The sequence below is a fragment of the Marivirga harenae genome, assembly GCF_030534335.1.
In the GTDB taxonomy this organism is placed as follows: domain Bacteria; phylum Bacteroidota; class Bacteroidia; order Cytophagales; family Cyclobacteriaceae; genus Marivirga; species Marivirga harenae.
In genome coordinates this window covers 405,970-421,080 of the sequence record NZ_CP130565.1, presented here as the reverse complement: position 1 = coordinate 421,080, position 15,111 = coordinate 405,970, and the positions used below count along the sequence as shown (strand labels likewise).

The window sequence follows — 15,111 nt, the reverse complement described above, 5'->3', positions numbered from 1 at the left end:
TTTTATTAGGATGAAGCCAAGGGAAGTACAAAAGAAAAAGTACTTCCTTTTCCTTCTTCTGATTCTACTTTCAATTCCGAATTATGAATAGATAGAAACTCTCTTACCAGTTGCAAACCTAATCCAGTGCCTTTTTCGTTTCTAGTTCCTTTGGTAGAAATTTTCTTGTCCTTTAATTTTATTCTCTCCAACAAAGCATTCGGGATTCCAACCCCTGTATCAATTATTTTAACTATTGCTTTCTGATCTTCAGTTTGTTCAATATCCACCGCAATCTCTCCGCCTTCAGTAAATTTTATGGCATTATTGATGAGATTTCTCAAAATAAATCGCATCATGGCCAAATCTGCTACAACTTCTATGTCTACTCCAACCTCACATTTTAATTTAATTTCCTTTTCCAGCGCATTTCCTTCAAATAAAGTACAAATCTCAGATACAATATCTTTGATGTTTACATTTGTTAGCTTAACATCATTATTACTTCGGGACCATTCCAGTAGATTTTCAACCAATGCATGTAAACTGTTGAGGTTGTTTTTAACCAGTGGAAACAATTGAGCCAGGTCTTTCGGACTATTGGCATCAACATATTTAGAATTTAAGTAAGCCCGCATACTGTTAATTGGGCCTTTTAAATCATGGGAAATGATGCTAGTTATCTGAGTGTTTAGTTGATTTAAAGCCTCTAATTTTTCATTGCTAGCTTCTAATTTTAACTTTTTATCTCTTAATTCAATCAGTTTGGAAGCTTGACCCCCTAAAATTTCCAATGCTTGAATTTGCGTTTTGCTTAGTTTTTTAGGTACTGAATCGATTACACAAAGTGTACCTAGGTTGTAGCCATTTGTAGATTTAATGGGCATTCCTGCATAAAATCTAATATTTGGGTCTTCGGTGACCAATGGATTATCATAAAATCTTTCATCAGCTAAGGTATTCTCAACTATGAAAATATCATCACTATAAATAGCATGTCCGCAAAAGGAAACATCTCTGCTGGTAGAATCGACAGTTACCCCTTTTTTTGATTTAAACCATTGTCGATCAGTATCAATTAAGGTGACTAAAGATATGGGAACCCCGCAAATGATAGAAGCAAGTTCAACTAATTCATCAAAATCTTTCTCCTGCTCAGAATCTAAAATTTTTAATCTGCGGAGTTCTCTTAACCTTTCATTTTCGTTATTTGGAATTCCAGGCTTAATCATTGTCTAATTTATCAGTAAATAATTGAATATCAGAATTTTTTAAGAGTTACTATTATATTCAAATTATTTATTTGTCAATTACATTACGATAATTGACCAACTTCGGATTCATTGTTGATTTTTTTCACCAAACCTTGCAAAACTTTTCCTGGACCGCTTTCAATAAATATTGAGGCACCGTCTTGCACCATTTGATGGACAGATTGAGTCCATTTGACTGGTGCTGTCAATTGGGCTATTAAATTTTCTTTAATAGTTTCTATATCAATTGATCCTTGTGCATTTACATTCTGATAAACAGGACATTTGGGTTGGCTAAAGTTCGTTTCCTTGATGGCCTTAGCTAATTCTTCTCTAGCCGGTTCCATTAGAGCAGAGTGAAATGCACCTCCCACTGGTAAAGGTAAAGCCCTTTTTGCACCTGCCTCTTTCATTTTTTCACATGCAATTTCTATTCCTTTTTTTGAGCCTGAAATGACTAATTGTCCTGGACAATTGTAATTGGCTGGAACAACTACCTCCTCCTTAATCTCGCTGCAGACCTTTTCCACTACTTCATCTTCTAATCCTAAAACAGCTGCCATAGTAGAAGGGTTGATTTCACAGGCTTTTTGCATGGCCAAAGCTCTTTTGTAGACTATTTTTAGTCCATCTTCAAAAGATAAGGTGCCATTTGCCACCAATGCTGAGAATTCGCCTAGTGAGTGACCAGCTACCATTTCAGGCTTAAAGTCTGGGTGAACCAATGCGTTGATTACTGAATGTAGAAAGACTGCAGGCTGAGTTACTTTGGTTTCTTTCAATTCTTCAGCTGTGCCTTCGAACATTATTTTTGTGATTTCGAAACCTAATATTTCATTAGCTCTGTCAAAAAGTTTTTTGGCTTCAGAGTTGTTTTCGTATAATTCTTTTCCCATTCCTGGATATTGGGCTCCTTGCCCTGGAAATACATAAGCTTTCATGTTATAATTGTTTTTTTAATGAACCTTGGAATTCGCAATAAATTTAATGGATTCAATGTCATCAAGTAGAATCCTTTAAGTTTATGCTCTTTTCATAGGTGATTCTTTACGATTTAAAATTTGTACCTAATTGCGGTGGCAAGTTATAAATTTTTGGAAAATCTGAATAGCAACATGACTCTTAATCCATTTCCACAAATCTATTCTTGATTTCTTCTGAAGGCATTCTGCAAGTATCTCTTTTTCCAAACCATTTGTAGCGATTTCTTGAAATTTGGTCATAAACAAAATCTCTAACGAATTTTGGAAATATTATGAATATGTACAATGCTTTCCAAGGGCCATTTAAATTTTTGGCCACTTTAAGTGCTGCCGTACTTTTTGAATAGATTTTATTTGAATCTACTAATAGGATACTGTCGGTATTCTCTCGGATAGATAAGGGTACATGCTTTTCAGCTGCGTTAGATTGCAAAGGCGCAAATTTAAAATGGCCTTTTTTATCATGATCAATAATGAAGTTTACAGCTCCATTACATAAATTACAAACGCCATCGAAAAATATGATAGGTTTTGAAGACTTCAAGCTATCTTATGATTTGAACATACCCTTTATAACTTTGTTGACGGTTTTCCGGCCTTAACATATCAAAGGTTACAATAGCTTCAAAGAAATAAGTTGCTGATGGCAGTGGTTCACCGCCAAAATTGGTGCCGTCCCAATTAATATACAAACTATTTTCCCCACCGCTTTCATAAGAGTACAGCTGTTTTCCATATCTGTTGAAAACCCTAAACTCAATTTTTTCAACAAAACGTGGACATTTCTCTAAAGGAATAGTAGCCGCCTGAGTGAAATCCTTATTAAAGAAAGGAGTGAAGGTATCATTCTTGTTGTCTCCATTCGGAGTAAACACATTTGGAAAAGCTATATTAGGACAATTATCCTTACAGAAAATCTCGGAGAATTGACTTCTATTTTCAGATTGATCAACTGCCCTAATCCTATAACAGCCAGCAAATTCAGGAAGATTATCATGAATAAAAAAAGTGTCTTGGGTGGTTCCAATTAGTTCAAATTCACTTTCCAGATCACTCTGAAAGAAAATTTCATAATAACCGATCTGGCTATCACAGCTATCCGCTAAATCTGCTTCCCAGAATAGCTCGTTTTGGAACTGATTAAATTCACAATCTTTATCAGCTAGGAATTCTAAGCATTTTTCAGGGGATTCGATTTGAAAGCCAACATCGAAAGGTGGACATGGATCTATTTGATCATCTGGCCTCGCGCAAAGAATCTGAGAATTATTGAGTAGGGGCTCAAAGATATCTTCGTTCCCATATCCTCCTGATGTGGTAACATAATAACAATACTCCTCCATATTGGATAAGTTTTGATTATTAAATTGACCACTGTCCAAATATTGGAATCCAAATTGAGTTACATCTACAGAATCGATTAAGGTCAACTGATTTGGGTCGCCTCCAGCCTTATTTCTATATATATAATGATATGGGTAATCTTGATTTGTGTTTGACCATGGTACTTTTGCCTCCCAATTTAATTCTATTGATTCAAACAATCCAACGGATGATAACCTTACCGTAGATGCTCTGGCTGAGATTTCAATTAAATTTTCTTCAACTACCTCATCATCTAGCAAATAAAGCTCTAATTGATAAGAATAAATCTCTGAGGCTGTATTCAAATCTGAAACGGTAAAGGTAGTATCATTTTCAATGATTGCTATGGGTTCAAAGCCACCGCCATTACTTCTTAAGACTTGATATTTATATGGTTCAGGATAAACATCCGTATCAATATCTAACGGAGGTAACCAGCTTACAATGATTTCGCCATTTTCGGAATCAGTTTCCTCAATGCTTACGTTAGTTATCACAGGGCCTGTGGCCGCAACTTGTTGACAAACCTCGTCTGAAGCGTAACTAACTCCACCTTTTGGCAATTCAAAAACGGCAACTAATCTGTAGCAATAAGTGGCTCCAAAATCCAATCCTTGATCAGCATTATCATCCAAGAAAGTGTTTTGACCTACTTCGATTGCACCAATCAGTTCATAACCGCCATTTTCTGGAATGCCGATTTCGCAATTTTCAGGCTCAAATTCAAAGCTGTCTACCCTTCTGTACACTTGGACCACTTCAGCATTACCACAATTATATTCATCCCAGCTTATTTCGATGGAGCGTTGAGGCTTACTTTCTGCGACCACATTTTTTGGTGATGGAGGGACCACCGTTACACTCCAGGTTTCGAAAGTTGTCAAGCGTATTCCAGGACCACTATCGGTCGCTTTAAACCTTACCAGATATGGATCTTCTCTAATATGAGAGCAATCAGTTTGCCACGAGAAATTTGAAATAGCAGGAGATTCAAAGAAATCATTGCTTGTTGGGCTCAAAACAGCTGGTGGTGATAAGACAAACGGACCACCAAAACCTTCTATTCGAACCAGTGATTCAGGATTCGGGTCAGTAGCTATTATTTCCGCCTCAAGCAAAGTTCCTGCTTCCACGCATGTGTCGAGTGGTATTTGTAATTCTGGTGGGTCGTTATCGGTTTCATCCACAATGATTTGCATGTCACGAGTAACGCTCCCTAGAAAACGCCATTCCCCTGCAATTTTCCGCCATTCTTCAGCAATAAAAGCAACGTTAAATTCTCCTTTTAGACCTGGTGCATCCCATATTAAATCACCAAGAACCTCGTCTAATGTTAGAGTAGCTGGATCTTCCTGTTGACTGTCGAGTCCTCCTGCTGCAATCTCTGGTGATCTAAAGTTTGGTACGTTTACTCCTTGTCTGCTTTGAGGGGTTACCATTTTAAAAGCAATACTATCACCATTAATATCGAAGGCTCCTGGATTATGGTAAAATAAAACTCCAATAGCGCCTTTATCTACAGGTGGTATTAAGAAAATAGGTGTGTCATTGCATCCAAAGAAGGGGTCTATTCTAATCAAAGTCTCCACATAGAAAGAAACTGCACCGGAATTACTCATATTGATAATCCCTACATTCCTAAAATCTTCTACATAAGAAACATTGTAGTTCCCATCAGCACTATAATTATGAGTGATCTTGAATTCAACTAACTCTATTTCATCGTCAATTATCTCTTTTCTACTAAAGCCATCAGGGTTTAACATTATAGATTCTCCATCACCAAATTTGAATTCTCCATTTCCAAATAGAATGTCAGAGCCAGTGTCTCTATAGGCCGTCAAAGTAAATTCATACTCCCTTCCACTACAGCCGACTCTTCTAGCAGTGATTTCACCTGCTCTTATGTGTGTAGCGAGTGTTTCTCCTAAAGTGCAGAATATCAATATAGTAAATAAGGTGATTTTTTTCACAGGTATAGTATTGATAAGAATATCTAAAACGTTAAATTAAAAAATATTGTTCTCAAAACATCAAAACATTCAAGAATCATTATAAGTTATTTGCACATCCAAAATAAGCAATATTATTTAGAATTGTTTAAAATAGAAAACACAATTGTTTTGTAAGTGTTCCAAATGTAACTTTGAGACGAACAATATATTATAAACCTAATAATTAAAATAAAATATATGAGTTGGCTTTCTGATACTTTAACAAGTACAATCGGTAGGAAATTGGTGATGTCCCTTACCGGTCTTTTTTTAATCATTTTTTTGGTGGTCCATTTGGCAGGAAATTTTCAGTTATTAGCTGATGATGGTGGTTTGGCATTTAATGCATATGCCAAATTCATGACTTCGAATCCTATTATTAAATTCACTTCTTACGGACTTTATGCATTTATCTTAATCCATATCATCATGTCTATCGCTTTGGCTGCAAAGAATAGAGCAGCCAGACCTGTTGGCTACGATCAGGTAAAGGGTTCTGCGAATAGCTCGTTTTCTTCCAGAAATATGGGGATTTTGGGATTTATAATTTTCGTTTTTTTAGTTATCCATTTAAGGAATTTTTGGTACGAAATGCATTGGGGTTCAATTCCTATGGACGAAGCCGGAAACAAAGACCTGTATGCAGTTGTTAATGCAGCATTCGCAGAATGGTGGTATGTGGCAATTTACGTGGTATGTATGGTGGGATTAGCTTTTCACTTATCTCATGGTTTTTCAAGCGCTTTTCAAACGCTCGGAATTAACCATAAAAAGTATACACCATTCATTAAAAAATTAGGAATCGTATATGCAATCCTTATTCCGGCTGCATTTGCTAGTATTCCATTAATCATGTTTTTCAATAGTTAAGGATAATTACTGTACTATGAATTTAGAATCAAAAATACCTGAAGGTCCATTAGCAGAGAAATGGACAAATCATAAATTTAATGTAAAGCTGGTAAACCCAGCTAATAAGCGAAAATATGATGTTATTGTTGTTGGTACTGGTTTAGCAGGTGCTTCGGCTTCAGCTTCCTTAGCCGAACTTGGATACAATGTAAAAGCATTTTGTTTTCAAGATAGTCCAAGAAGGGCGCACTCAATTGCCGCTCAAGGAGGTATTAATGCAGCTAAGAATTATCAAAATGATGGCGATAGTGTATTCCGTCTTTTTTACGATACTATCAAAGGTGGTGACTACCGTTCCAGGGAAGCAAATGTGTATAGACTTGCGGAAGTAAGTGTTAACATTATAGATCAATGCGTGGCTCAAGGAGTTCCATTTGCAAGAGAATATGGTGGTTTACTTGCAAACCGTTCTTTTGGGGGTGCTCAAGTGTCAAGAACATTCTATGCCCGTGGACAAACAGGGCAACAACTGCTATTAGGAGCCTATAGTGCCTTAAGTCGCCAAGTGGCAAATGGAAAGGTAGAGTTGTTTCCTAGAACTGAGATGTTAGATTTAGTGATGGTGGATGGAAAAGCTAAAGGAATTGTTACCCGTAATTTAGTAACAGGTAAAATTGAATCGCATAGTGCACATGCCGTTGTTTTAGCTTCTGGTGGGTATGGGAACGTATTTTACCTTTCCACTAACGCGATGGGGTCAAATGTTACCGCAGCTTGGAGAGCACACAAGAAAGGCGCTTTAATGGCTAATCCTTGCTATACTCAAATTCACCCAACATGTATTCCGGTTAGTGGAGATCATCAGTCTAAATTGACTTTGATGTCAGAGTCATTAAGGAATGATGGTCGTGTATGGGTTCCAGCAAGCAAGGAGTTAGCAGATAAAATTAGAAAGAAAGAAATTCATCCGAATGATTTAAGTGAAGATCAAAGAGACTACTACTTAGAAACAAAATATCCGGCATTTGGTAATTTGGTTCCAAGGGATGTGGCTTCCAGAAATGCCAAGTATGTTTGTGATGAGGGTAGAGGAGTTAATGAATCTGGCAAAGCTGTTTACCTTGATTTTAGAGATGCGATCAATAGAGATGGTGAAGATACGATTGCTGGTAAATACGGTAATTTGTTTGACATGTATCGTCAAATTACTGGTAGTAATCCATATAAAGAGCCAATGATGATTTATCCGGCAGTACATTATACTATGGGTGGTCTTTGGGTTGATTACAATTTGAAAACCAATATAGATGGCCTGTATGCTACTGGGGAATCAAATTTCTCAGACCATGGTGCCAATAGATTAGGAGCTAGTGCATTAATGCAAGGGCTAGCAGATGGTTATTTTGTAATTCCTTATACAATCGGTAATTACTTAGCTGGTGAAAAATATGAGAAAATAGGTACTGACCATGAAGCTTTTAAAGAAGCGGAAAAATCAGTGAAAGATAATATTGATAAGTTACTTTCTATTAAAGGAACCAAATCAGTTGACCACTACCACAAAGAATTAGGAAAAATTATGTGGGATTACTGTGGCATGTCTAGAACAGGAGAAGGCTTGAAAAAAGCCAAAGAGATGGTGAGAGAATTAAGAGCTGATTTCTGGAAAAATGTAAAGGTTTTAGGTACGAATGAAGAATTCAATAGTTCTTTAGAAAAAGCTTCAAGAGTTTCTGATTTCTTAGAGCAAGGAGAGTTAATGATAGATGATGCATTGCATAGAGAAGAATCTTGTGGAGGACACTTTAGAGAAGAGCATCAAACGCCAGAAGGTGAGGCTAAACGTAATGATGAGGATTTTGCTTATGTAGCCGCTTGGGAGTATACAGGTCCTGAAAAACCTGAGACACTTCACAAAGAACAATTGATATTCGAAAATGTAAAACTGACACAGAGAAGCTACAAATAAGCTTTTAGTCATCTAAAATATTTTAATTATGAAATTCAAATTAAAAATCTGGAGACAGAAAAATAATCAAGATAAAGGAGCATTTAAAACTTATGATTTGGATGGTGTGTCATCTGATATGTCATTCTTGGAAATGATTGATGTTTTAAATGAACAGTTAACCGATAAAGACGAAGATCCCGTACATTTTGACCACGATTGTCGTGAAGGTATATGCGGAATGTGCAGTATGTACATTAATGGAGAGCCACACGGCCCATTAAGAGGAGTAACTACTTGCCAACTTCATATGAGGAGTTTCCAAGATGGTGAAACAATCACAATTGAGCCTTGGAGAGCAAAAGCATTCCCAATCGTTAAAGATTTAGCTGTTGACAGAAGTGCATTTGATCGAGTAATTCAAGCCGGTGGATATGTGAGCGTTAACACAGGTGGAACTCCAGATGCTAACGAAATACCAATTCCGAAATCCGTAGCAGACGAAGCTTTTGATGCCGCTACTTGTATTGGATGTGGAGCTTGTGTTGCAGCTTGTAAAAATGCATCTGCAATGCTTTTTGTAAGTGCAAAAGTTTCTCAGCTATCCATGTTGCCTCAAGGCAAAGTAGAAAGTTCAGAAAGAGCACAAAAAATGGTAGCCCAAATGGATGAAGAAGGTTTTGGTGCATGTACAAACACAGGAGCTTGTTCTGCTGAATGTCCTAAAGGGATTGACTTATCCAATATAGCAAGAATGAATAGAGAATATTTGGGAGCTAAAGTGGGTTCTCAGGATTAATTAAATATTGAATTATTTTGAAAAGGGCTTCGGCCCTTTTTTTGTTTCCTTTTTTTGTGATTTTATTTCAAAATCCATACTTTTGGATTTAAAATAAAGCTAGAAAACAACCAAATCCCCAGTCATTCCATTTCAACTAAAACCATACCCTCCTAAACACATACGAAAAGTGTTAGTACGAGCTAGAAGCTTGTGTTTTTATAGCCATTATTTTAAATTATTGATCATCATTCTATTGAAAAAGGTTAGCGTGAGTTTCCAAGTCGTGCTCACACTTTTAATAAGCACATTAGTCCTTTTAAACCCAACTACCTCTTATTCCCAATCAGCCGCCAACCCTGTGCAGGTGACCTCCAACTTGATACCTCCGTATAGCCTTTACCTCTCTGACTATAGCGATGCCAACCAAAACAAATGGAATATCCAGTTGTCGCTTCGTGATTTTACCCAAACTAACTATCAAGCCAAACTCCGCATTACCATTGAAGGGGCGGGTATTAGATTAAGAACCCGAAGAGGTTTTAGTCCGGGACCCATCAGGCTTGATCCTGGAATGCCCTACCAAGTTGACGCTACTGACTTGAGTCAATACCTTAATATCCAAAATATGGAAGTCAGCGGCATCAACCGCAGCCAACTGGCCTCCACTCAAAAGTTACCGGAAGGATTTTATCAGTTTAAGATAGAAGTACTAGATTATAATAGAAGTAACAGGGTTAGTAATATCGGGACCTCGATGGCATGGCTGGTGCTTAATGATCCGCCATTATTAAATCTTCCTTTTGAAGAAAAGATCAGGCTGCAAGACCCGCAGCAACTACAGTTCCAGTGGACACCACGGCATACCTCCTCCCCCAACAGTGCATTTGAAACAGAATATGTTTTTAAGCTGTGGGAAATATGGCCAGAAGGCAGAAATCCCAATGAAGTAGCCAGAACCACTCGACCTTTATTAGAAACTACGGTCATAACCACCAGCTATTTCTATGGACTCAATGATGCCATCTTGATTCCGGGAAGAAGTTATGCATGGCAGGTGCAGGCTCTTAATCTCAATGGTCGTGACTTATTCAAGAACCAGGGTAAAAGTGAAGTGAAATCTTTTCAGTACGGGGATGCTTGTCAACCCATTACCAATTTGGGAGCAGAGGCCATGGGCACCGACCGCATCCGAATACGGTGGCAGGGCGAATGGAATCATAACCGTTATATAGCACAGATAAGAAAAACAGGAGAAGAAAAATGGTTCAATTACGGTACCAATCTGGAAACTCAGGTGGTCTATGATCTGCAAGCTGATACAGAATACGAAATTAAGGTTATCCCCAGCTGTGGAGCCATAGAAGGCGATACAGAGAACATCCTCACATTAAAGACACTCCAACAGGAAATACAGGATATTGACTGTGGAGCAGAACCTAATAGGCCGGAGATTACCAACCAAGAACCCATAGACCAATTAAAGATAGGTGATCGAATAACCGCAGCAGGATTTACAGTAATCCTGACCGAACTCAACCAACTGGGTGATAGCTATACAGGAAGGGGTTTGATAGAAGTGCCTTTGTTCAACGGGGCTAGAGTGGAAGCGGTGCTCAACAGCATTACCATCAATACCGACAAGCAACTAATCAATGGTAATATAGAGAGTGTCTATAACCCTACGGGTCCATTTATCATAGGCTTGGATCAAGGCGATCCTGAACTTAGCGAAGAGGGAACGGGCGATCAGGAAGAGGGAGAGGAAGACAGCTTTGACGAGCTTCCCGAACCCGACATCAAGATAGAAGACGAGATAGCTGATGTGATAGTAGATGAAGATACTGGTGTTATCACGATAATAGATTCAGGAGGAAACGAAACGGATATAGACCCCGAAACGGCTGATGAAAATGAAGATGGAGATATTGTGATAGAGGATGATGTAGGAAATATTTGGGTCGTGGGTGATGATGGAGAAGTGAGTGGGCCTTATAATGACAATCCATCAAATCCGGATGCGCTACCTGAAGACGCTACGATCGATTATTTCGTCCAATTTAAAGCAAGCCCACAGCAGCTATACGGGTTTGATAGCAAGCAGTACGAAACTTTAGCTGGAAATTATACTCAAACGACCCTCAATGGAGAGGCTTATTGGATGGCTTGGAAATCAATTTCCATGGGAAGTTCAGACCCTGTGCTGGCTGAGGCCACAGGCACAGATGAATTTCCTGAAGCCGTGGGCTTTAAAAACTTATCGACTAACCTTGGATTTGCACCGGGAGAAGAGGTAAATGAGAAAAGTGTAAGGGTGCAGACCAGCACAGAAGACGAGGAAGTAACAGCATTTGTGTTACAAGAAAGAACCAATGCTGAGGGTGAAACAGAAGAAGAGCAAGTGCCAGTAGGAAAGTTGAAGGTGAAGCAATACGATCTGATTAGCAATAAGGTAGTGATTGTCCCAGTCAACGATGCAGAAGTTCCAGTTGCTTCCAGCCTTCAGCAAGAACTAAATCAAATTTATGGACAAGCAGTTGCCAGTTGGGATTTGAACATAGCCGAACCCTACGAAGTAAGTTCAGATGTGCTAGAGAACTTAAATGAAGGCGAGAGTGGATGGCTAGCCAGTTTTCCGCAAAATATGCGGCAGTTTAATCGCGACTATAAGCGCAGCGTAGAATTTGATAATGATGCTTATTACCTATTTGTGATCAATGAAGAGGTAGCCGATATAGCCGGCTTTATGCCTTTAAAAAGGCAGTATGGTTATATTTATTCCAATAATACCAACAATTTAAGCAAAACCATTGCCCACGAGCTCGGTCATGGCGCCTTTAGATTATACCATACTTTTAGCGATGAAGGCTACGTAGCAGCAAAAAATGCTACTAATAACCTAATGGATTACAAGGATGAGGGCACCGACCTTTATAAACACCAATGGGATTTGGTTCATGATCCAGAAGCGATGGTAAGTTGGTTGAATGAAGATGAGGAGGGGGAGATGGCTATTGAAACTAATTCACAAAAAGTTCTTGACTTAGTAAATTTACTTAGGCAATCAAATCGAGATAGCATAAATGACCTAAATATTACTTCATTTATTGAAAATTATTATTCTTATAAAGGAAATATCAGGATTGGAGAAAATGATCCTTTTAAGATTATTGTGGAGCATTGGTACTACTCAGGAGACCATATTATAGACCCAATGATTGAATATGCATATTTGAGTTCTGAAGATGCCAATCAAGCAATCCTTGAGTTTGATGGAAGAATTGGGAATGACAACATAAAACCAATGCTACGTTTACGGGTAAAACAAAGTGCATATCCTCAATTAAGTCGTTATATTTTCGGGGACGATACGCTAAGAGTAAAAATGTCTGTTGATTTAGTTGCAGAGAATCTTAAAAATACATTAAGTAGTTTTTCAATTGATAATGATTCAGTGTCAGGTTTCATTATTGAGAGGGAAGCAGGGACATTAAGTCAAGAAAGAACAAGGGGAAGTGAAAAACGGATTCCTGGTGAAACTTACTTGTTCGAAGAAAATAATTGTGAAACAAATAGACTTAATTGTTTGAATGAATTTACTATAATTACAACTACTGAAAAGTCTGGAACAAGAACAGGAATTTTAATTCATTCTGGAACAAATTATACAGATATCACGGGATGTTTAATTCCAGTTGGTACAAATTACACCTCCAGTTACATAAATTTTGATATTGGAGGAGAAATTCAACCAATAACTATTTATGAATCAAATGGCACATCCGTTAACACATTGAATTCTATAAATGAGTATATCAGCAGAAGAAACAGTTATGCAGAAAACAATGATTTGATTATTAAAATGGAAATTGAAATAAATAGATAACGTATAGTATGAAAAAGTTAATATTAATTCATGTTATTTTCTTGAATTTGTTTAATAGTTTTTCTCAGGTACAAGTTGTAGAAGAAAAAGTATACTCAGAAAACTTAAGGGAAGTATCAAGTCCAATTAAGGCAAGTATAATTGAAGATTTTGATAATTTAAATATGTTTGAGTATGCTCATACTCTTCCCGAATTATTATCTGTCTTAAATAAAAGTGAAAAATACAAACGAAAATGGATTGCCTATTTAAACTCATTATCTCAGAAAATAAGTGACACAACTGAAAGTAGATATTATGCAAGCAAAGATTCTTTAGTGATAATACTTCAATCAACATTTTTTTATAATACTCTACAACAAATAAAAACAGAAAATATTGAGAATAAAGATGCATTGCTATTTTTAAAAAATAATTTAAAAAAATTAAGTACATGCAGTAGCATTTCAAATTCCGATATTTTAGATAAAATTCAGATATCTGATCAACGAGGTTATACTAATTTTTGGTATTTTTTTCAGGTTTTTGGATGTGATTTTGTTCAAAATATTGTTTTAGAAGATGAAGAATTAAAGCGTTATTTTTTAATGAATATTGAAGAATTTGAAATTATTTCAACCTACAAGATACCCTATGAATTACAGAAGCTTAAATGGCAGAATATCCAAGAAAGATTAAATGGAAATAGAGATTGTAAAGGAATTGTAAATCAAATGAACAGCAGAGAAATTGGTATTTTTGATGATGACAAAGATTTTTATTCTACAGGATTGAAGGAGGGTATAAATAAATTAAGTGAAAGAGAGTTTTAGCAATAGGATTTAGTGTTTTTTCGAAAATTGCAGTAGAAATTGGCAAAGTAATAGATTCAATAATAAATTATTTGAACATGGGTTCTGTAACGTCCCTTTAGATTTAATTGAAAGGTTTTGAAGCCACAAAGATATTGAATGGGGTGGGATGGATTGGAATGGATACTCTGTTGATTATATGCATTTTGAGATTGAGGAAAGTAAGACAAGTGATTACCTAAAATGAAAGGATATTTGTATGAATAAAAATATATTAGTATTACTTTTTGTGATGTTTATTTATGTACCAAGCTGTTTTGGTCAAAATCAAACATTAAGAGATTCGTTACTTATGTTCCACACAGAGGAAGAATTAGAAGAGATGTCATTGACTGAAATTCAAAATGTAATAAGAAAAATAAGAGGGCAAGAATTAATTCCTGAAAAAATTAAGGATAGCTTAGACTTTTATGGGATATATAAGCTAAATAAAAATTCAATAGATACAGCCCAAAAGAAACAAAATATTGATAAATACATTACTCGTTTATCTAGAGATACTAGTAATTTAAAGAAAAGAATTATACCTAACTCATTTGTAGATATATATAATAGGTTTTTGTCTGGTTTTTATTTAGATATTCGGGAGAGAGATTTACGTCATAATAATTATAAAAATTACACTACAAAATCAGGTAGTGAGTATTCATTTGACATAAATGATTTTAATAATCATGCTAAAAGAACATATTACTATGATGAAGAAGATATAGTTTTAGTGGAAATAGAAACTAGAAATGGAATTTTTAAAAAAGAAGAATCACTTTATCTTAGACAAGTACCTCCATATCGTACAGAGTTAAATTACTTTGCTTTCAACAATGGAGAATTAGTTTTTTATAAAAAAATATTAAAAGGGGAGGTTTATACTGGTTATGGTAAATCTTATGAAGAAATTGCAAATTCAACAACTACCCCAGTGGAAATTGAGATACGATATTTTTACAAAAGTAATAATTTTTTAACCTTTACTGGGGGGGCAGAATTGACGAAAAATAATTGGAAGAATCTGATTGCAAATATAGAATTAGAGGAGATTATTCATCGTTCTAACGAATTTGTAATTATAGCAAGAAATTATTTAGCAGAGCTAAATGGATTCGACAAAAAAGAAAATGATTATTTAAATTCGACTTTGAATTCCGTAGTTACATATGAGGATGTGAATGATTAACTTACTAAGTTTTCTTATTTCATTTATTATTATCTATAAAATTCATTT

Annotated in this window: 10 protein-coding genes; 6 read left to right on the top strand and 4 right to left on the bottom strand. The window is 36.2% G+C overall.

Annotation, left to right across the window (positions count from 1 at the left end):
• Nucleotides 1-5: 5 nt before the first annotated feature.
• From Q3Y49_RS01840 to Q3Y49_RS01825, 4 genes are all read right to left on the bottom strand, one after another.
• Nucleotides 6-1,211 (bottom strand): GAF domain-containing sensor histidine kinase, encoded by a 1,206-nt coding sequence (locus tag Q3Y49_RS01840; RefSeq protein WP_303270513.1) that lies wholly within the window; start codon nucleotides 1,209-1,211, stop codon nucleotides 6-8.
• Between the two features lie 83 nt (nucleotides 1,212-1,294).
• Nucleotides 1,295-2,173 (bottom strand): ACP S-malonyltransferase, encoded by an 879-nt coding sequence (gene fabD, locus Q3Y49_RS01835; RefSeq protein WP_303270512.1) that lies wholly within the window; start codon nucleotides 2,171-2,173, stop codon nucleotides 1,295-1,297.
• Nucleotides 2,174-2,354: 181 nt separating this feature from the next.
• On the bottom strand, nucleotides 2,355-2,759 hold the full coding sequence (locus Q3Y49_RS01830; RefSeq protein WP_303270511.1) for a thiol-disulfide oxidoreductase DCC family protein: 405 nt from the start codon (nucleotides 2,757-2,759) through the stop codon (nucleotides 2,355-2,357).
• 1 nt (nucleotide 2,760) lies between these two features.
• On the bottom strand, nucleotides 2,761-5,553 hold the full coding sequence (locus Q3Y49_RS01825) for a T9SS type B sorting domain-containing protein (RefSeq protein WP_303270510.1): 2,793 nt from the start codon (nucleotides 5,551-5,553) through the stop codon (nucleotides 2,761-2,763).
• Between the two features lie 219 nt (nucleotides 5,554-5,772).
• Here Q3Y49_RS01825 and Q3Y49_RS01820 point away from each other — a divergent pair, with 219 nt between their 5' ends.
• The 6 genes from Q3Y49_RS01820 to Q3Y49_RS01795 all read left to right on the top strand — a co-directional run bounded on the left by Q3Y49_RS01820 (nucleotide 5,773) and on the right by Q3Y49_RS01795 (nucleotide 15,063).
• On the top strand, nucleotides 5,773-6,444 hold the full coding sequence (locus Q3Y49_RS01820) for a succinate dehydrogenase cytochrome b subunit (protein WP_303270509.1): 672 nt from the start codon (nucleotides 5,773-5,775) through the stop codon (nucleotides 6,442-6,444).
• A 16-nt stretch (nucleotides 6,445-6,460) separates the two neighbouring features.
• The gene (locus Q3Y49_RS01815) at nucleotides 6,461-8,395 is read left to right on the top strand and encodes a fumarate reductase/succinate dehydrogenase flavoprotein subunit (RefSeq protein ID WP_303270508.1); all 1,935 of its coding nucleotides are present in this window, start codon (nucleotides 6,461-6,463) and stop codon (nucleotides 8,393-8,395) included.
• A 28-nt stretch (nucleotides 8,396-8,423) separates the two neighbouring features.
• Nucleotides 8,424-9,173 carry a succinate dehydrogenase/fumarate reductase iron-sulfur subunit gene (locus tag Q3Y49_RS01810; RefSeq protein ID WP_303270507.1) on the top strand — a complete coding sequence of 250 codons (750 nt, stop codon included), beginning with the start codon at nucleotides 8,424-8,426 and terminating at the stop codon, nucleotides 9,171-9,173.
• A gap of 250 nt (nucleotides 9,174-9,423) precedes the next feature.
• Nucleotides 9,424-13,038: a fibronectin type III domain-containing protein gene (locus Q3Y49_RS01805; RefSeq protein WP_303270506.1), complete on the top strand. Its 3,615-nt coding sequence runs from the start codon at nucleotides 9,424-9,426 to the stop codon at nucleotides 13,036-13,038.
• Nucleotides 13,039-13,046: 8 nt separating this feature from the next.
• Nucleotides 13,047-13,850, top strand: a complete 804-nt coding sequence (locus tag Q3Y49_RS01800) for a hypothetical protein (protein WP_303270505.1) — start codon at nucleotides 13,047-13,049, stop codon at nucleotides 13,848-13,850.
• Between the two features lie 238 nt (nucleotides 13,851-14,088).
• On the top strand, nucleotides 14,089-15,063 hold the full coding sequence (locus tag Q3Y49_RS01795) for a hypothetical protein (protein WP_303270504.1): 975 nt from the start codon (nucleotides 14,089-14,091) through the stop codon (nucleotides 15,061-15,063).
• Nucleotides 15,064-15,111 lie beyond the last annotated feature (48 nt).

Bases quoted from the DNA above. Each gene is read 5' to 3' on its own strand.
- Q3Y49_RS01840 (WP_303270513.1), bottom strand. From the start codon at position 1,211: ATGATTAAGCCTGGAATTCCAAATAACGAAAATGAAAGGTTAAGAGAA.
- fabD (WP_303270512.1), bottom strand. From the start codon at position 2,173: ATGAAAGCTTATGTATTTCCAGGGCAAGGAGCCCAATATCCAGGAATG.
- Q3Y49_RS01820 (WP_303270509.1), top strand. From the start codon at position 5,773: ATGAGTTGGCTTTCTGATACTTTAACAAGTACAATCGGTAGGAAATTG.
- Q3Y49_RS01815 (WP_303270508.1), top strand. From the start codon at position 6,461: ATGAATTTAGAATCAAAAATACCTGAAGGTCCATTAGCAGAGAAATGG.
- Q3Y49_RS01810 (WP_303270507.1), top strand. From the start codon at position 8,424: ATGAAATTCAAATTAAAAATCTGGAGACAGAAAAATAATCAAGATAAA.
- Q3Y49_RS01800 (WP_303270505.1), top strand. From the start codon at position 13,047: ATGAAAAAGTTAATATTAATTCATGTTATTTTCTTGAATTTGTTTAAT.
- Q3Y49_RS01795 (WP_303270504.1), top strand. From the start codon at position 14,089: ATGAATAAAAATATATTAGTATTACTTTTTGTGATGTTTATTTATGTA.